General features: G+C 66.8%; 13 protein-coding genes and 1 riboswitch. Of the genes, 3 read left to right on the top strand and 10 right to left on the bottom strand.

The features are described from left to right. The 6 genes from U1E26_11215 to U1E26_11190 all read right to left on the bottom strand — a co-directional run. A partial coding sequence (locus U1E26_11215) for a hypothetical protein (protein MDZ4170203.1) occupies positions 1-225 on the bottom strand: 225 nt, incomplete at its 3' end. Positions 226-357: 132 nt separating this feature from the next. After that, positions 358-443, bottom strand: a riboswitch (cyclic di-GMP riboswitch). Between the two features lie 187 nt (positions 444-630). Next, positions 631-1,770: a hypothetical protein gene (locus U1E26_11210; GenBank protein ID MDZ4170202.1), complete on the bottom strand. Its 1,140-nt coding sequence runs from the start codon at positions 1,768-1,770 to the stop codon at positions 631-633. A gap of 26 nt (positions 1,771-1,796) precedes the next feature. Beyond that, positions 1,797-2,888 carry an isocitrate/isopropylmalate dehydrogenase family protein gene (locus U1E26_11205; GenBank protein MDZ4170201.1) on the bottom strand — a complete coding sequence of 364 codons (1,092 nt, stop codon included), beginning with the start codon at positions 2,886-2,888 and terminating at the stop codon, positions 1,797-1,799. Positions 2,889-3,005: 117 nt separating this feature from the next. Next, positions 3,006-4,004 carry a L,D-transpeptidase gene (locus tag U1E26_11200; GenBank protein ID MDZ4170200.1) on the bottom strand — a complete coding sequence of 333 codons (999 nt, stop codon included), beginning with the start codon at positions 4,002-4,004 and terminating at the stop codon, positions 3,006-3,008. A gap of 8 nt (positions 4,005-4,012) precedes the next feature. Further along, positions 4,013-4,507, bottom strand: a complete 495-nt coding sequence (locus U1E26_11195) for a hypothetical protein (GenBank protein ID MDZ4170199.1) — start codon at positions 4,505-4,507, stop codon at positions 4,013-4,015. A 137-nt stretch (positions 4,508-4,644) separates the two neighbouring features. Then, the gene (locus U1E26_11190) at positions 4,645-9,747 is read right to left on the bottom strand and encodes a S8 family serine peptidase (protein MDZ4170198.1); all 5,103 of its coding nucleotides are present in this window, start codon (positions 9,745-9,747) and stop codon (positions 4,645-4,647) included. A gap of 182 nt (positions 9,748-9,929) precedes the next feature. On the opposite strand from U1E26_11190, the gene U1E26_11185 reads away from it, so the two are divergent. From U1E26_11185 to U1E26_11175, 3 genes are read left to right on the top strand one after another with little or no spacing between them, the layout of a single operon-like run. After that, positions 9,930-11,111 (top strand): hypothetical protein, encoded by a 1,182-nt coding sequence (locus U1E26_11185; protein MDZ4170197.1) that lies wholly within the window; start codon positions 9,930-9,932, stop codon positions 11,109-11,111. Then, positions 11,108-12,391, top strand: coding sequence for an MBOAT family O-acyltransferase (locus U1E26_11180; GenBank protein MDZ4170196.1), 1,284 nt, complete (start codon positions 11,108-11,110; stop codon positions 12,389-12,391). The genes U1E26_11185 and U1E26_11180 overlap by 4 nt, the downstream gene beginning before the upstream one ends. Before the next feature lies 1 nt (position 12,392). Next, positions 12,393-12,515 carry a hypothetical protein gene (locus tag U1E26_11175; GenBank protein MDZ4170195.1) on the top strand — a complete coding sequence of 41 codons (123 nt, stop codon included), beginning with the start codon at positions 12,393-12,395 and terminating at the stop codon, positions 12,513-12,515. 23 nt (positions 12,516-12,538) lie between these two features. Here U1E26_11175 and U1E26_11170 read toward each other — a convergent pair whose 3' ends face one another. The 4 genes from U1E26_11170 to U1E26_11155 form a co-directional block, all read right to left on the bottom strand. Further along, entirely contained in the window at positions 12,539-13,021 is a 483-nt protein-coding gene (locus tag U1E26_11170; protein ID MDZ4170194.1) for a DUF5658 family protein, read from the bottom strand. Between the two features lie 5 nt (positions 13,022-13,026). Then, positions 13,027-13,665, bottom strand: coding sequence for a hypothetical protein (locus tag U1E26_11165; protein MDZ4170193.1), 639 nt, complete (start codon positions 13,663-13,665; stop codon positions 13,027-13,029). Positions 13,666-13,789: 124 nt separating this feature from the next. Beyond that, a complete protein-coding gene (locus U1E26_11160; GenBank protein MDZ4170192.1) occupies positions 13,790-17,725 on the bottom strand; it encodes a FlgD immunoglobulin-like domain containing protein in 3,936 nt (1,311 codons plus the stop codon). Between the two features lie 179 nt (positions 17,726-17,904). Beyond that, positions 17,905-18,405, bottom strand: coding sequence for a 3-isopropylmalate dehydratase small subunit (locus tag U1E26_11155; GenBank protein MDZ4170191.1), 501 nt, complete (start codon positions 18,403-18,405; stop codon positions 17,905-17,907). Positions 18,406-18,436 lie beyond the last annotated feature (31 nt).

Below are 18,436 nucleotides of genomic sequence, written 5' to 3'. Positions count from 1 at the left end.
CTGTATCCAGGCGGACTTCGTACCGACCTTGGCGCGTGCGGTGTCGTACTCACGGCGCTGGGGGCTTCCCGTCACACCCCAGGGCGGAGAGGCGAGGCTCGCTCCGTCGACACCGTTCTCGAAGCCTGAGTCGACAAGGGTAGCCGGGCTGGCAGCGAACGCAGATGCTGCAAGCACCCCGGCAGCCGCCAAGACAAGCGTCGCCAGAAGGAATAGACGTTTCATGATGCGCTCCTCGCATTCGACGGACATCTGCCCCGGCAGGCAGAGTTCATACACGTCCGTCGGATTGCGAAGCTGCAGACATACTGGGTTGGTTGGACGCTGCAAGCGAAGCAAATAACCGTCCGGACAAGTCCTGTGTTCGGCCGGTTGCACCACTGGCTCGCCGCCACCCAGGTGCCCAGATCACGGGGTGGCGGGTCATAGCTTCCGATCATTCGTCGCGAACCCGGGCCGGAGCGCCCCCTCCACCGATGAACGCGACTTAAGAGCAATGATGAACGCTGGGTTGCGACCGAGTCAATAGTGATACCCGTCACACTTCTTCAGGTTTCGGAGCTCCTTACATGCCCTCTGAGCTGCGGCGATACCCTCACCCGTATCCGCATCGCGTTGGTCGCGGCGCGCCTACTCGGCGCCCTCGGCGATCACGCGGCGGCCCGCGCCCAACCTGTCCACACGCAGCAGGTTCGTGGCCTCTCCCTGATAGGCGTTGCCCTCGACGTAGTAGAGATGGGTGCCACCGCTGCTCCAGTACCGCGCGTAGCTGTCGCGGCGCGCACTGAGCGGACGCACCTCGCGCGTCCGAAGATCCACGATGGCAACCCGGGAGTAGCGATCATCACCGACCGCCAGCGCCGCCAGCCGGGATCCGTCGGGCGACAACCACAACGATCCCCAGCTGACACGCGGAGCATCTGCGGGTGGACCCGCTATTCGCACCTCGCCTTGCCCGTCGAGTCCGGTGCTCACCAGGGCCGTCGAACCGTCGGCGTTGAGCACCGACACATAGAGCGCGCTGTCACCTGCAGCGACCGCGACCGGCACGCCACTCGGAGCGGGCATCGCCATGAACCTCCCGCCGTCCCGGGAGACGCGCACCACGCCGTCGGCAGAGTCCACGACGGCAACGACGCGGCCATCGGGCGACACGGACGGGCATCCCCCGCGCGTCACGCGCACGGCAGCGCCACCATCCCGATCCGTCCGCCAGACGTCGCGTCCCTCGGCGGTTGCGCGTGTGAAGTAGAGCGCCTTCGAGTCCGGTGTCCAGGCGAGACACCCTCCGATGCCGGCATCGTCGCCGAGCGCTGCGCCGACCTTCATGACAGCGCCGTCGGAAGTTCTCACAAGCTGGAGACGTCCCGAGTCAACGTGCGCGAGCACGTCCCCGTCCGGAGACAGCTCATAGGGACCCTCAGGCGAAGACACGAGGCGCTTCTCGCCGGAACCGTCCGACTTGGCCAGGAACAGGGCTCCATCTCGGCGATAGACGATTCGCTCCGATGTCACGGGGTCGGGCTGGACGGGTGCGGGCCTCGGAGCACCGGTGGTGGTCGCGGGCGCTGCCGGGGTCGGTGTCGAGGACGGGTCCGGCGGCGCGCTCGTCTCGACAGCCCCCTCGATGCCGGGCGCTGGGCGCGCGGCGTCATCGGACTGCTGCCCCGACAGCATCATCCACACCACGGCCACCGTCGCGACGGCAACGCCGATGAGGGCGGCCACCGCAAGCAGCCGACGTCGCGTTCCATCAGGGACCTGTGCCACACGCCCCTCCCCGCTTGGTTGCTGCGCTACAGCGCCTCGATGAGCGCGTCGGCGTAAGCCTGCGTACCCACGCAGCCATCGGTGCTGCCGGTGTTCGAGCGCTTGACGTCGTAGGTGACCTTCTCGCCTTTGCCGATGACGGTGCGAACCGCCTCCAGCACACGGTCGGCCGCTTCGACCTCGCCGAGGTGCTTGAGCATCAGCATCGCCGAGAGGATCTCAGCCGTAGGGTTGGCCATGTCCTTGCCGGCGTACTTGGGCGCAGAGCCGTGAACCGGCTCGAAGACCGCACAGTCGGTGCCGATGTTAGCGCCCATCGCGATGCCGAGTCCGCCGATCAACCCGGCCGACAGATCAGAGACGATGTCGCCGTACAGGTTCGGCAGCACGAGCACGTCCCACCACTCGGGATGCAGCACGAGCTGCATGCAGGTGGCGTCCACGATGTAGTCCTCGAACTCGATACCCGAGTCCTTGTACTCCTCGGCGACTTCGCGGGCCACCTTCAGGAAGAGGCCGTCGCTCATCTTGAGGATGTTGGCCTTATGCACCGCGGTGACCTTCTTGCGGTCGTTGGCGATGGCGTAGTCGAATGCGTAGCGCACGATCCGCTCGGTGCCGGTGATGCTGATGGGCTTGAGCGACAGTCCCGAGTCCGGGCGGATGATTCCAGCGCCGCGGTCGGCCGCGAACTTGATGAGGTCCGCGGCGTCCTGACTCCCCTGCTCGAACTCGATGCCGGCGTACAGGTCCTCGGTGTTCTCGCGCACGATCACGATGTCGATGTCGTCGTAGCGAGCCCCCGAGCCGGGGATCGAGAACGCGGGGCGCAGACACGCGTACAGGTCGAGCTCCTTGCGAATGGCGACGTTCACGGAACGAAAGCCCGTGCCGACGGGGGTGGTGATGGGGCCCTTGATGGCGACCTTGTTCTTCCGGATCGAGTCGAGCGTCGACGCGGGCAGCGGCGTGCCGTACGTGTCGATGTGGTCGGCACCGGCCTCGGCAATCTCCCAGACGATGTCGACGCCGGTGGCCTCGACGACACGGGTCATCGCGCGGGTGAGCTCAGGTCCGATGCCGTCGCCGGGGATGAGAGTCACGGTATGTGTGGTCATCGGGTGTCACGCCTTTCGGGGTATGTGTGCGGATGTGACCCGCAAGACACGGTCGCTGGCGAGCGCTCGCAGGGCGAGTGGCATTCTACTTGACTCGCGCGATCTACACACTCGCTGCTAGCGAATACGCACACGCGTCCCCGTGGGCACCGTGCTCGCGAACTGGCGCACATGCGAGTTGAACATGCGCACGCAGCCGTGGCTCGCCATCATGCCGATGCTCCACGGCTCGTTCGTTCCGTGGATGTAGTAGCTGGTACCGACCCAGCGACTGCCGCTGCGCTTCTGGAGCGGGCGCCGCAGGACGCCCCAACCGCCACCTGAGGACTGGGCCGAACCCAGACGGAAGAGCCCGCGCGGCGTGGGCGTCGACGGCATCCCGGTCGCGATCGGCCATGAACGCAGTACACGCCGGTTGAGCACGTGGTAGGTGCGCATCGCCCGCTTGTCGACGAGCACCAGGCGCGATGCGGCGGGGATGTCTGCCAGCGTGCCCACGTTGTAGAGACGCAGTCGCGCCGGCTTCGAGCGTCCGAACGCGTTGCTCGCCGATACGGTGAGCCACGTTGGGCCGTACGGCAGCGCGAGATCGTCCATGCGAAGGGAACCGCCCGCCGCCCGGGTCGCTTCCAGAGCCATGCGCACGTCATCGCCCACGGCGACGAACGCCCCGGTTATGGTTTCGTTCGAGGAGATGTCGAACGAAACCGTGCGACCGACCGCGCGGCCGCTGGACAGGCTCACCCGCGGTGTCGCCGGCACGAAACGGGCAGGGTCGACCAGCGTCTCGCTGCTCCATACGACGGCACCGCTGCCGTTGCGGCCCACGGCAACCACCGTGGCGGACCGGCTCAGCGCAAAGGGTCCGTAGGTGGCTACGCCGGACTCCTGCGGCGCACTCGCGAGGGCCGCACCGTCAAGGGAGACCCCGACCTGCGCTGCCTGCGGAGCGGTGACGACGACGAGCACCGTGCCTTCAGCAGCGTCGGCGACCGTGACCCGCACGCTCGCGCCCATCTCGAGCGCCGGCGCGATAGTCGGGGCCGCACAGCAGAGCCCCGCAACCGCGAGCACCGCCACGCAGCGCACCGCCCATCGCGCGGATCGCAGGTTCACGGCCCCGCTCACCGCGCCCTCACGATGATCGAGGACACCTTGCCGCCCTTGACGTAGAAGTCCGTCGCCGGAGCCTTCCCCAGCGTGTAGCGGTCGTAGACCGAACCGTCGCGCTTCACTAACTTGCTCCCGTACGCCTTGCGGAGGGCGTTCTCAGTCGAGCCGACCTTGATGCCCTTCGTGGTGACATACGAGCCCGTGTTCGCACTGAACTGGAACACCTTGCGCTGCTTGTCGCTGAACATCTCGAGCGGGTAGCGACCGTTCTTCATCTTGCGACCGAAGCAGTAGCGGTAGACCACGCGGCCCGCGTAACTGCGGTCGCGATACGACTTCGTCACCTTGCCGATCTTCGAGGCAGCCGTCGAGTCACGCATCCCGAGGCGGGCAGATGCGACGCCCTTGCCTTCGTATATCTTGACGGCGGCCACAGCCGTGGTGGCAAGCGAGAAGACGAGCATGAGTGCGATCGCTATCGTCAGGGCGCGCCTTGAGCGACTCATGATGACCTCCCTTGTGCCTGTTTGCAGCGGGATACGTCCTGCGAACGCCCTACACTAGGATACCCGGGAAACAGATGATGCCGTCACCCCCTTGCGGAAGTGACGACACCATCGTGCAGTGTGGTAACGCAGCTGAGCTAGTGAACGCCGGGCGGAACACCCGGCTCTCCCCACGGATCGGGGCGCCAGCTCAGCGCATCGATCAGACGGCGGAAGCCGCTGGCGCCCAGGGTCGGCGTGCCGCCGTAGACGCTCACGTCTGCGATGGTCAGCGCGTTCTGCTGCAGGAGGGCGCGACTCGTCACGGGCGGCCCTGAGGCGGTCACGAGCACCAGAAGGCCGCCGTGGGCTCCGACTGCAGCCGCGCCGGCCGCCGCCTCGGCGATCCTCGCCGGGTTCACGATGCCGACCGCACCGAAGGTCGCCACATTGCTGGCTGCGGTCATCTGCGCCTGCATCGCCGCCGTCTCGAACAGGTTGGAGCCCTCAAGGCGCTCACGTGGCACCCATCCGAGAGAACTCATCAGTGCATCCTCGGAGATGGATTCCTCCCCGCCGACGACTCTGAGCATCTCGAAGTCCAGCTCATCCACGACCTCGCGCGTGGCGTCAGGCACCGATCCCTGACGCATGAACAGGATCGGTGCGTGCGTCGCGTACGAGGCCGAAAGCACCGCGACCGCGTGGCTGCGACGTGCAGGGTTCACGAGGAATACGCTGTCCGACAGCGTCGCTTCGGTGCTCGCCATCTCGCGAGCGACAGCCGCGGCAGTGGCGTACGCGTCACGGCCGGACACTGCCCTCACGACGACGTCACTCCCCAAAGCGGCCTCCGCACGGGCGGCTTGAGCAGCATCCGCACCGACCAGTATCACGCGCGTGGCACCGAGCCGGCGGATCTCGGCTACGGCGTCAGTCCGAAGACCTGAAGGCGCGGTAAGGAGAACGGGCGACCCGTGCGACCCGGCGAGGCCGACCGCTGTGAGCTGGTCGAGCGGCCGGTCGGTGCGTGCGACGACCACCGTGTCGACCGCGTCGAACGCGCTCCGACTTGCCCGAACGGCAGTATCGATGGCGTCGCGACCCGCCACGCGGCGGACCGGTGCGCCGGCCTGCGCTGAAACGACAGCCGAGCGTGCGCCGATGAGCTCCTCGCGATCGACCGAAGCCACTGCGAAGTAGTGTGTGCGTCCCGCCGGCAAGTCCGGTGTCAGGTACGAGACCGTGGGTGTCACCACAGCAGACTGCGGCATTCCCGGCATTCCGGGCATTCCCGGCATGCCGGGATCCCCGATGGGCATGGGCATCGGCGTGGGCATCGGCTCCTCGCCGCCTTGTACCGGCGCGTTCACTCGGGCGATGCGCCGCCAAGGTCCATCAGGACCATCCGACCGGTAGACGTGGTAGCCCTTGATGTCGGTCACCTGGACCGCGTCCCACGTCAACTTGACCTTGCCGGGAGCGACCGACGCCACGAGACTGCGCGGGGCAGGCGGCGCGGAGAGATTGAGGTAGACCTGGTCGCTGAGCTCCTTGAACTGTCCATTCTCGTCACGGAACTGGCCTCGTACGATCTGCATGCCCTCACGCGGCGGAAGTGTCGCCTCCGCCGAACGCGCGAAAGGCTCCCACGCACTCCAGCCCGTGCCCCCGTTGAAGCGCATCTCAGTCGCACGGATCACATCGCATGCGACCGAGACCCGCGTCTCAGACACAGACTCGACGCCCTCAGCGACGGTGATCGAGCCTCGTGGACCTCGGGTGTCGACGACGATACTGGTTGTGGCAACCTGAGAGCGGTTCCCCGACAGGTCATACGTTTGCACGGCGTAGAACGCCGTCGTCTTCGTCGCAACGCGTGAAAGCTCGTAGTCGAAGGCGTGTGCGCCGCGTCCGTCGAACACGAGCCGCGCGCCAGGATCGTCGATCGAACCGCTCGGACCGGTCAGGCGCACCACGCGCGCTGCAGCGGTGCGTGACGACTCAGGGCTGAGCCACGAAACGCCGACGAACCCGTCTTCGACTGCGGCGCGGAGGCCGACCGGTCTGCGGGGAGCGGTTGTGTCCTGAGCGGTGGCTTGGACGCGCGCGGGCGAGGAGCTGTTGCCTGCGACGTCATAGGAGAAGAGGGCGTAGTGGGCGTCGTCACCGTGAGCGAGGCCCGTGTCAGTGAAGGTCGTCGCCTTGCCCTCATAGACGACCGTCGCACTCGGATCCTCCGACCCGGTCGGCGATGCACCGACTCGGCGGACGATCCGCACGAGGTCGAAGTCCGCCGCGGAGGGATTCGTCCACGCGAGCCGGATCTGGCCGTCGCTGCCCGCAGCCGCGGTCACGCCGACAGGCGTAGAAGGCGCGAGAAGATCGGATGATACGCGCAGCCCCTTGGAGTACACCCAGGGCGACGTGCGCGTGGCGGTCCTTGACCGAACTCGCAGAACCGTGTCCGATGCGTCAGCGACCGGCACGGTGAAGGTGGCCGAACGCGCGCCCGCGGGCGCAGTCGCCACCGTCGAGAACTCGTTCACGACAAGCTTCACGTCGTCGAGGGCGAGGCAGTCGTTCCCGTAGGTGAAGTCGCCGAAAAACTTGGCGACCTGCCACTTGAGCGTATGCTCGCCGGGCGAAAGCTTCACCTCCACGCGACGCCACGAAACGGGCAGCGGCCACATGAACGCGCGGTACTCGCCATCGACCAAGAAGTCCCCCCACGGATCGAGGGCGTCCATCTTCCACCAGAACGACAGCGTGCCACCACCGTCGGGTACGGTGACCTTCGCCTCCACCGCCGAAGTCTCCACGCCGCTTGTCGACCAGATGATGATCCCGCCCCAGTCTTCAAGGATCTCCTGGAGAATCTCCACGGAACCTGCCGGTTGCATCGAGGTGCTCCGCACCGCACTCCCGCCCGAGTGCACGAGCGCCGGGTCATTCGTCACGTACCACGGACGGGCACCGACGGGAGTCGTGAAACGCACGGGGACGCCGCCCGCCTCAAATCCCTCATTCAGCGCGGTGACCGGGAGTCCGTGCTGCACCTCGAACGTCGCGTCGGGCGAGGCGCCACGCGGCATCTTCCAGCTCGCCGTCTGCGCGCTGCCGGCGCGCAGCGGACGAACGCCAGCGGTGGGCTCAAGTGACGCGGGGCGGCCCAGATACGCCCCCGCAGCCGCAGCCGCATCGATGCGGCCCTCATAGCCGATGCGCGAACGCAAGCTCGCGAGCTCATCGACCGTGTTCTCGAGCCGTAGCCGAACGTCCTCGGCGTCTGCGGCCACCTGCTGCGACATCAGCAACGCCGCTGCACCCGCTACCACCGGTGACGCCATCGACGTTCCCGAGAGCTCTCCATACCCACCCATGGCCGCGAGCGGCCTGGCATACGCGTCTGCCGGAACCACGGAGTCGCAGCCCGTCGGCCAGCGCTTCGTCTCCCCGCCGTCAGGCCACCGATAGGCCTGCGAAAGCTCGCCGGCGAGCCCAGCGAAGATGGTGCCGGGCTTGCCGCGCAGCTGGTAACCCCAGGTCTCGTACATGACGGTGCGCGCGCGGAAGTACTTTGCGAACCAGGTGGGGTCACTCCACAGACCGAGGTCGGTGCCGATCTCGCCGCTCGCCATGAGCAGGCGACCGCCTCCGTCGAGGTACGCTCCCAAAGCGGCACGCTCGGCGTCAGTGATGCACAGCTCCGGGTACCAGCCACCTGCTGTGGACCCTGTGAACCAGACGACCACCTTGCCCTCAAGGTCGGATGGTTTCGGCGCACCCTGCTCCTGCGTGTTCCAGGTGCGCACATTCGTGTAGCCGCTCGACGTGAGCGCGCCGGCGTAGAACCCCCGACGGACACCTGCGATCTCTTTGGTCAGCGTCGGCATGCTGTCGTCCACGAGCAGGACGGGGTCGTCCTTTGCGCTTGTGAGCTCCGCCATGGACCGCACGATCGCCTGACGCCCGGTCTCAGCCGGCGAGATAGCCTCAGGGGCGAACGCAAGGTACGCGATGCGGTACGGCATCTTGTCCACGAGAAGAGCGGTGGTCTCATAGGGCAAGGTCGACATGACATCCACGCCCGGCGCGGCCACATCGACCAACCGGGAACCATAGTCTGAGAAGCTCGCCAGCTTGTCGTTCCGATCAGTCGCCGCCACGTTGAGCACGGCCGTGCTCTCGTACGAGCCGGGGAAGAACTCGAAGTCCTTGAGGGCGTCCAGATCCGTGGCCGAGTTGCCCGCGGCACACACGACGAGAACGCCGTGCTCGGCCGCGTAGTCGAGCGCTCGTCCGATGACGTCCGAAGGGCCGCCGCCCCAGGAGCAGTTGATGACGTCGGCCCCGTTGTCGACGGCGTAGCGGATGGCGAGAGCACCTTGGTACTCCCCGCCGCCCCACGGGCCGAGGAACTTCACGGGCATGATCGTGACGCTCTGGTTGACGCCGGAGATGCCGAGGCCGTTGTTGCCGGCCGCACCGATGATCCCCGCCACGTGCGTGCCGTGCTGGTCGCCGTCGGCCGCGTCGTACACGGTCGCATCGTTCATCGAGAAGTCCCAACCGTTGACGTCGTCAACGTAACCGTTGCGGTCGTCGTCGACGCCGTTGCCAGGAATCTCATCTTCGTTGGTCCATATGTTCGCGGCGAGGTCCTCGTGCTCGATGTCGACACCGGTGTCGACGACAGCGACGACCATGTCCTTCGAACCCGTCCCGCGATCCCAGGCGAGCCTGGCCGCGACATCCGCACCAGGGGTGCCACCTGATTGACCGGTGTTCTCAAGAGCGTACTGCGACCCGAAGAGCGGGTCGTTGGGCCGTGCAGCCGCAATCATGTAGATCTGCTCGACACGTGCCGACTTCGCCAGCCGGCTCGAGAGCAGCAGGTCAACGAGTTCCTGTGCGCTCATCCGGTCATCGGCTGGCTCCACGAGCACGGCGCCCAGCTGCGCATCGTCTGCGACGACCTCGAACCCGAGGCGTGCGCTGGCGGCCGCGATCTGAATGTCGGGTACACCCGGCGCCCATCGCGCCACGACGCGCTTGCCGGGACGGCCCTTGGCCGCGAACTGAGGCGAAGCGCCTTGAGCGCGCGTAACCACGCCTGTGTAGCGTGACGTCGGGCTACCCGTCGGCCTCGGTGCGGCCTCAGCTGGCGGCGCACACGTCGGCGCAGCGAGCGCAATCGCGAGCGCGACCGAGCAAAACCGTGAAGTTAAGCGATGAAGCGGATGCTGACGAACGTCCATGTTGCCCCCGTCTCGGACTGGTATCTGCGGAGGCTGTGCTGTGCGGTCGAGCCCTCACCCGTCGCACGTCGGTCGCGCGAACGCGCCCAAGTGGACCTGCCCCCTTCGGTCCAGCTCCCCACTCTGGCACACTTGGGCGGTCACGTGAAAGAGGGCAGCGGAGTGGAGGTTGTGGAGGCGGCGTGAAGATGCCATGGAGCCGAGAAGGGTCTCGCGAGGCCGCGCCGACGCATCACCGTGCGCCCCGCGAGCCCTTAGGCGCGCGGCGGCTCCTCGTACGCGGAGCGGTCTGTCTCGCCACACTCGCGCTCGTCGACGTCGTCGCCATCCTGGCCGCTGGCCCGCAGCCGCACATCGACGAGAGCTGGCGGGCCCCCGAGGCGCTGCCGTCCTCGGCCGTGCCTATGGCCCTGCAGACCGTGCGCGAAGCGGCACCGGGATCCGCCCCGGTCGTCGCGTTCGTGGGCGCCTCGCCCACGTGGGGCGACGGCCTTGCCGACGGCGAACAGACGCTGCCCGCACGATGGGCGCAGATCGCACGTGAGCGCGGCAAAGAATCGGTCGTCGTGAACCTCGCCTTCAACGGCCAGTTGGTGGCCGACACCGGCACCCTCGCCCGGGCGGCAGCACGCGACGCCGACGTCGTCTTCGTACAGATCACCTACCGCACGTTCAGCCCAGCCGCGCGCGGCGGCGTGACGCGCCGCTTCCCCGAACTCCCGCGCCTCCTGGGCGAGCCCGTGCTGCCCACCGAAGCCGCGGCAACGCTCACCGAACCCACACCCGCCTTCGATGTGACCGGCGCGGCCGACCGCGCACTGAGGCGCATCTGGCGCCTGTATGGGATGCGCGATGTGCTCGCCTCGCGCCTGCTGGGCGCGGCGCCTGACGAGCGCCTGCACGACCAGTGGGAGGAGCTCACGCTGGGTACGTGGGACGAGGAGCCGACGACTGCCGGCTCCTTCGACGACCTTGCGCCCGACGAGCAGACCCTGCTCGCAGAAGAGTGGGCGGGCGACGCTGAGTTCGAACTGGAACCCGGCGATGCGGAACTCGCTGCGCTCGAGGTGCTCGCAGCCGACCTCGCGGCCCGTGACGCCACCGCGGTGGTCTTCCTCGCGCCGCTCAACGTGGCGGCACTGGCGTCCTACGACTATCTCGACGAGGCACGTCTCTCCCGCAACGTCGCAGCGATGCGCCGGGCGGTGGAGCGCCACGGCCTGCGCTTCGTCGACCTCAACGACGCGCGGGCGTGGCGCACGGCCGACTTCATCGACATCAGCCACACCACCGCCAGCGGCACGCGCGCCGCCGCCGAGTCGCTCTGGGCCGAGACCTCGGCAACCGTTGGCGGTGCGCCATGATCTTCAGCGAGGTCGGCTACTTCATCGGGCTTGCCGTGGCCGCCCTTGTGTTCCGCGCCCTGCCGATGCGGGCAAAGCCGTGGTGGCTGTTTGCCACGGGGGCGGTGTTCTACTGGTACTTCTCGCCCGCGTTCGTCGGCATTCTGGCCCTCGAAGTGGCTCTCGTGTACGTGTTCGCCGGTGTGGCTGCGCGCAGTCTGGTGCCGCGCGGGCGCGGGTGGGGCCTGGCCGCAGGTCTCGTCGTCACGCTGGGGCTGCTCGCCGTCTATAAGTACGGCCCGCTGATTGTCCAGACGGTGCTCGCGTTGCCGGGCGGGCCCACGGAACTGCCGCTGCTGACGGGTGCTCCAGCAAGCCCTACAGCCGGTGGACTGCCGGGCGTCGAGGACGTGCGCGTGCCCCTCGCCATCTCGTTCTTCACGTTCGAGTTCGTCCACTACCTCGTGGACTCACGTCGCGGCACGATCCCCCGCCACGGCGTCGGCGACTTCCTCGGATTCGCGTTCTTCGCGCCTACGCTTGTTGCGGGCCCCATCAAGCGCTTCCAAGGCTTCAGCGCGCAGGTCCGCGAAGCGCGTGCGAACGCCGATGACGTCGGGGTCGGCGTGACCCGCATCCTCATCGGCCTGGCCAAGAAGGTGGTCATCGCCGACACGCTCACGCTGTGGATCGCGCTGCTGGCCACGAACGACGCGGTCGATTTCGCCACCCGAGGCGAGATCGCCGTCGCCCTCGTCGCCTACTCGCTGCGCATCTACTTCGACTTCTCCGGCTACAGCGACATCGCCATCGGATCCGCGCGGCTGTTCGGCATCACCGTGCCCGAGAACTTCGCGCGCCCCTACTTCGCCCGAAACATCGCCCAGTTCTGGCGCCGCTGGCACATGTCGCTCATGTCGTGGATCCGTGACTACGTCTACATCCCGCTCGGTGGCAGCCGCTGCTCGCTGCCGCGCCAGCTGTTCAACATCATCGCCGCGTTCGCGGTCTCGGGCATCTGGCACGGCGCCGAGTGGCATTTCCTGGCGTGGGGGCTCTATCACGGCGTCCTTGTCGCGGGCTATCGCCTGTGGACACGCGCGGTGCGGCCGCGTCTGGCGGGCCCCCGTGACCCCGAGAGCGAATCCGCGCGCGCGACGTCGCGTTTCCGTGAGCTCACCGGCCGTGCGTTCGGAACCGCGGTCACCTTCGCGCTCGTGACGCTCGGGTGGGGGCTGTTCGCCATGCCCGTCGATCGGTTCTGGCTCATGCTGCAGCGGCTGACCGTGGGAGGGATGTGACGTGAGCAAACGCGTCCGCGAGACGCTCGCAGACATCGGCTGGGGCATCGCTTGGGCTGCACTGCTTGTCGCCGTGGCGCTGTTCGCGTCGGGCGCGAGCGACTTCATCTACGTCGATTTCTAGGCGCAGTCGGCCCGTGACCGCTGCTAGATCCAGCCCATGCCCCAAAACGTCCCCCAGTGGTAGGCGACGACCGCGCCGAACAGCGCGAGGGACAGCAACGCCAAGACGAGGATGATGCGCTTGCGTCGGCCGTGCCAGATGACGTAGGTCACCACGATCATGGCGCCGATCTTGACCGCCACGGCAAGCCAAGGGCTCCGCTGCACCGCTGCGTTCAAGATGGGGTTGCCCTCGGCGGCCAAGCCGAACGCCAGCTCGACGGCGGTGAACGCGCCGTCCAGAAGCGACAGGAGATTGAGCAGCACGAGAAGAACGACCAGGGTCCACGGATGATCGCGCATGGTCCCCAGAACCGGGTACCGACGTCGGCGATCGAACCCGCTTCTGCGGTCGACGAATCGGTACACGCGACGCCTGCGGCGCTTGATCCCGCTCCGCCGCTCGATGCCGTCCCAGGGTGCTTCGGGAGCGCCGGGAGCTTCGTCCGGGACGCGCTCGCCCTTCACGGTCACTACTTCTTGCGTCGGCGGGTCTTCGGTGCGCAGGCGACGATCTTGGAGGCGCGGCGCTTGAGCAGCCCTTTGCCGCTCTCGGCGTCAAACGCCATGAGGTCAGCTGCAGCCAACTTGACCGCGTCAGATGCGTTCCCGCTCACGAGGCGATAGAGGCTCGAGAGCATGGCGGGGAACTCATCATCCCCGTGGTAGCAGCGCACGGCCTCGGCGATGAGCGGCCACACGCGGTCCGACCGATGCGCCGTGGTCGCGCCATACGTCGCGAGCAACCTGAAGGCGGCCAACCGCACGACACCGGAGTCCTCGTCGTGCAGGGCGGTCTCTGCGCCGGGAAGGGCCTTGTCCACGAGTCGAGCATCGACACCGACCAGCTCCTCGAACGTGCCGAGAACCTCCCAGCGCGTCTGAGACTCGGGTCGGTGAAGCGCATCGGCCAGCTCGACCGCGTATCCCTTGAGCTTGGTCGGGTCCAGCAGCGAGACCTCGTGTACGACATCGGCCGCGAACTGGCGGGTGCGACGGCTGTCGCCCGACAGGGCGTCGACAGCCGCCGCCAGCACCTTGGGCTCGGCGATCGCTCGCGCGGCGACGGCGTCGCGGTCGTCGTCAGCGGTGAAGAGGGGTTGCGTTGCCATCGTCACTCCAGACACGTCGTATTGAACGCGCACGAGCACGTGCGCCGCTGGTCACGACGCACGTTCGGACGTGCGATTGTACCACGTACGAGCAAGCCCACGTCGCCCGGGCGGGCTCGCAAACCTAGTACACCCCGGTCGGGTAGCCGAACTCGCACGGCTCGACGCGGATCGTGTTGGCACCCACGTCCCAGACGAACTGGATACGGTAGTAGCCGGTAGCCGTGTGAAGCCCGGGCATGTTCAACTGGATGTCGTGGAACGGCGAGGAGTTGAACGCTCCCCCAGGATCGATGGTTCCTACTTCACCGTAGATGCGCACGACCTGGTTCGTCCACTTCACCGGCTTGCTGTACGCGAGGTCCGACGGCAGGAACACGTACACGTAGGAGCCGTTCATGACCTGCTGCTGGGCCATCACCTCGTACATGCGCTTGTTGACGACGTACTCGTTGGTGACATCGTCCTCGATGCGGACCCCCTCGAGCTTGAGGTTCGTCCAGAACGGGCTGAACGTGTAGCCGGTCGGGCTTTGGAACCCCTCGACCGTCGCGAACTCGGCGAACGGGTCCTCCTCGGCCGCCGATGTCGACACGCGGTCGTAGAAGAAGCGCTCGGGGATGTAGGCGAGTGACACCGTCCTGACGTAGCGGTTCAGGCCGACATCCTGGTACTGCATATTCAGGCGGTACTTGAACCTGCCCCACCACACGTCGACGAAGAACGACTCGAATTCCATCTCCTCAATCGACTTGTAGGTCGGATCGTCGGCATATTTCGGCGTTTCGAGGACCCAGTCGAGCTCGTCAGGCTTGCTGGGCTTGTCCGGGTTCCAGGTGGCCTGCTGTTTCCACGTCGTGTAGTTGCCGAAGACCCGGCCCATCCCGTACGGCTTGAACTCAGAGACGTTGAGCTTCAGGTCAGGCATGGCCGACTCGAGGCCTGCGACAACGACGATCGAGGTGCTCTTGGTGACGTACCCGGGCGACGACAGCGTTGCGGCGTAAGTGCCCGCCTCGAGCTCGAAGGCGAACACACCATCCGGACTCGTGACGTTCTGCACGACGCTGCTCCCCCTCTTCAACACGAGCTTGGTGTCCGACACGTTCAGACCCGTGTCGTCGTCGGTCACTGCGCCCTCGAGGTAACCCTTCGTGGTGCGCTCCATGCGAATGGGCACCGTCTGGGTCACGCCGGCGGTCACTGTGTGGTCGAGGATCATCCGCTTGTGGTTCTGGGCCCGCACGCGGATCCGGTACTCGCCGGAAGGCACCCTGCGCAGCGTGTAGTCCGCGCCGGCGCCGACCGTCGTCGTGGTGCGCGCCGACGGATCCAGGGCCAACCGAGCGTTCACAACGGGGGAACCATCGGTGCTACGGACATCTCCGACGATGCCTCCCCATCGGTTCAGGTACATCTTGAAGGCCTGCGCGGGCGTCACGACGATCCGGTACGGGTCGGCCGCATCCCGAGCCACGGTGACGGTCTGAGGATGCGGCGGCGAGTTCACGTGGCCAGGAGCCGACACGCTCACGGAGTAGGTGCCAAGCGGTACACGCGGGAAGTACTTGTTCGAAGAGGCGGTGCCGTCGGTGATCGAGACCGGCGTGCCCGTCGTGGTCGTACCGGAAAGCGTCCCCGAGCCCTCGTAGACGGGCCACCAGTCATCATGCGCCTCGTCCAAAGTCTCGTCGTAGAGCGACGTGACGATGCCTGCGTCGGTGGGCGGCAGCTCGATGAACACCGCACCACTGACGACGTCGTTGTCGGTCGTCGTCTGCGTCGCGGCGTCAGAAGGAATGACGCGCACCGTGAGGACTTCGACGGACGACGTCGTCTCGGGAACCGTCCAGCGCAGCGAGACGGGGCGAGCCTGTTCGACGTCGAGCGCGCCGAAGCTCTCGCGGTCGATCTCGACGCCCCGGTTCTCGAGCACGAGCTGACCTCCGGGCGACCTCACCCAGCCGGTGTTGCGCACGAGCACCTCGACATCGACCGCCGAACCCCAGCGGGGTGGCCTCCTCGACGAGTCGGTCCCGAAGTGCCCCAGGTCGATCTGGACGTCGGGGCGAGACGGGTCGTTCGCCTTCTCGTCAAGAGCCTGATCGACGTAGGCCGGCGAGTAGTAGACCGTGCCGCTTGCATAGCGTTGGTGGGCGTCGTAGGTGACCCGCAGTCTCCCGTCGGGGCCAGTCCCGACGCCGCCGAGCAGGTCGCGTGAGGCGAGCGTGGACCCGGCGTTGGTCAGGAGCACCGGGGTTCCTACCACGCCGATTGCCGACACCGGCACACGAACGACGCCGATACGACCGCCGCTCGTGCCCTTCGGAGTCGCGCTGAACACGACTTGAGCGCAGCCAGCCGTGGACACGACGCAGGGCCGCTGCGCGCCGGCAACGGTCGCGCCGACACCGCTCGTGATGGCCACCGTCTTGTCTGCGCCGACCTTGGTGCCGTCTGCGCCGAGCTTCGTGTACATGACGCGCCTGTTGGCTCCCGAGTCGCGATAGATCCACGCGATGTGGAGCGAGCCGTCACTGCCCGAAGCCAGCTCGGGCGCCCAATTCACGGACCCCTTCGTTCCCCATCCGCTCGTGAGGCGGCGCTGGGAGATCGTCCCGTCAGCAGGATTCTGACGGTCACCGACCGTCGAAAACACGAGCCGCGAGTAGTACAGCTCCTTCGACGTCACCGAGGTCTGCCCCATGGAGCTCTGCCACACGATGTGTACGCGGTTCTGCGAGTCGACCTGCACGTTCGGATACACGTTGTCGCCCGAGCGGCTTGACGATGCGACCTCAGTCCACGGCATCATCGCGTTGCCGTCAGGGCGATAGCTTGCGTAGAAGATGCCTGACGGCCTGCTCACCTTCGCACACACGAGGTGCACGATCCCATCCGGCCCGACGTCGGCGCGGATATTCTCGCTGGGAGATGACGGGTAGACACTCCCCGTCATGTCGGCGATGTTCTTCACCCAAGCAATCCGCCCCGAGCGCTCGATGCGCGCGAGCCAGAATGCCCGGCCGCTGAGTTTGCGCCCCTTCGAGTCGTAGCGGTAGCCCCGCCAGACCACGTAGGCTCCGCCGTCCGGCGAGGTAGCGACATCCGGTATGGCGGAATCGTCCATGCGGTCGGGAGCCTTGGCCAGGATGTGCGGACCGACCATCGTGTTGCCGTACCGGTCCAGCTGGCGGTAGATGACCTGGTCTGTCTTGCCGTCATTGAAGACCATGTGCGTGTGCCCGTCCGGCGACACATCCATCCGCACGATGCCCCAGTAGCCAGTGGTCCCCAGTTCCGAGTAGCGGTGTATCCTGCCCAGCTCGTTGACCCACACGCTCTCCGTCGGCGAAACACCGACGTTGCCGGCGCGGTCGACGCACCTCACGCGCAGCGAGTACTTCCCGACCGGAACATCGCCACCGCCGGTGCGGGTTCCATCCCAGCGCGCGTACGCGCGTCCCGCTGCCGGCACCGTGCCGACGGGAACCACAGCGACGACCGAGCCCGCCTCGTTCAGGACCTGCAGGGTGGCTGACACCGTGCGGCCACTACCCACGCCATCGTAGGGCCGGAACTCGATGGTCAGCGACTCTTCGATAGCCGGCGATATCGTCCTGGGCGCCACGGAAACCACGTTGACGATCGGCTTCTTCGTGTCCACGGTGACATCGGCTGTAGCGAGGTAGGGCGAGATAGGGCTGCCGCTGGACGTCGCCCGCGCAACCGTGAACCGATACACCCCATCGGTGACGAGTCTGCCATCGGTCCTTCGCCCGTCCCACACGAACCGTCGTGCCCCGGCGCCAAGAGTCCCGAGATAGAGCCGCTTGCCCGAGCCCGAGGAGTTGTAGACCCTGACAATCACCCGCGTGTTCGCCGAGAGCCGGAAGGACAGCGTGGCCTTCTTGGGCGCGATTGCCGGCGAGAACACCGCAGGCGTTACTCGGACCTCGCTGACGGTGGCGCCGGCGGCCCTAGACGGAATGCTCAGCGCTACAACAAGGCATGCGAAAGCGAGCGCGATGCGGGCGTGCCCGCGCGGTGAGTGAGTCATGGCCGATCCCCCAGGTCACCGGAGCGCCCTGACCGGGCCCCATTGTTCCGGCTTGCCGACTCCCCGGTTGCGATGCGTATATACCCCGCTCTCGCGAAACTTCCCGCCCTGAAGGAGCCCGGGGAAAGCAAACGGGCAGCCCGAGGGCAGCCCGTCTGAACCTGTTGCCCGAACGCATGCTAGAGGTTGAAGCCGCCGTGCTTCTTGAAGTGCTCCACCAGTCCGCCATCGGCCAGCAGCTGCGCCATGACCGGGGGCAGCGGCGGGAACGGGATCTCGGTGCCCATGGTGAGGTTCTGGACCACTCCGGTCTCGAGGTCGACGACGAGTTCGTCACCCTCGTCGATGAGATCGGTGTCGCACTCGACCACGGGCAGACCGGTGTTGATCGCGTTGCGGTAGAAGATGCGCGCGAACCCCTTGGCCAGAACCGCCTTCGTGTTGCTGTGGATCAGCACCAGCGGAGCCTGCTCGCGGCTCGAGCCCATGCCGAAGTTCTTGCCGGCCACGAGGAAGCCGCCTTCGGGCTTCACTTTCGCGTAGTAGTCCGGGTCAAGCTCCTCCATGGCGTGGTGCGCCATGGCTTCCATATCAGCGGACTTGAACTTGTACTTGCCGCTGATGATGTAGTCGGTGTTGATATCATCGCCGTACTTGAAGGCCTTCGCCTTGAGTTCCATGCTTCGTGACTCCTTGGTCCTCATCCTCGCG

Source organism: Coriobacteriia bacterium (assembly GCA_034370385.1).
Lineage (GTDB): Bacteria > Actinomycetota > Coriobacteriia > Anaerosomatales > PHET01 > JAXMKZ01.
This window is presented reverse-complemented; position numbering and strand designations above follow the sequence as displayed.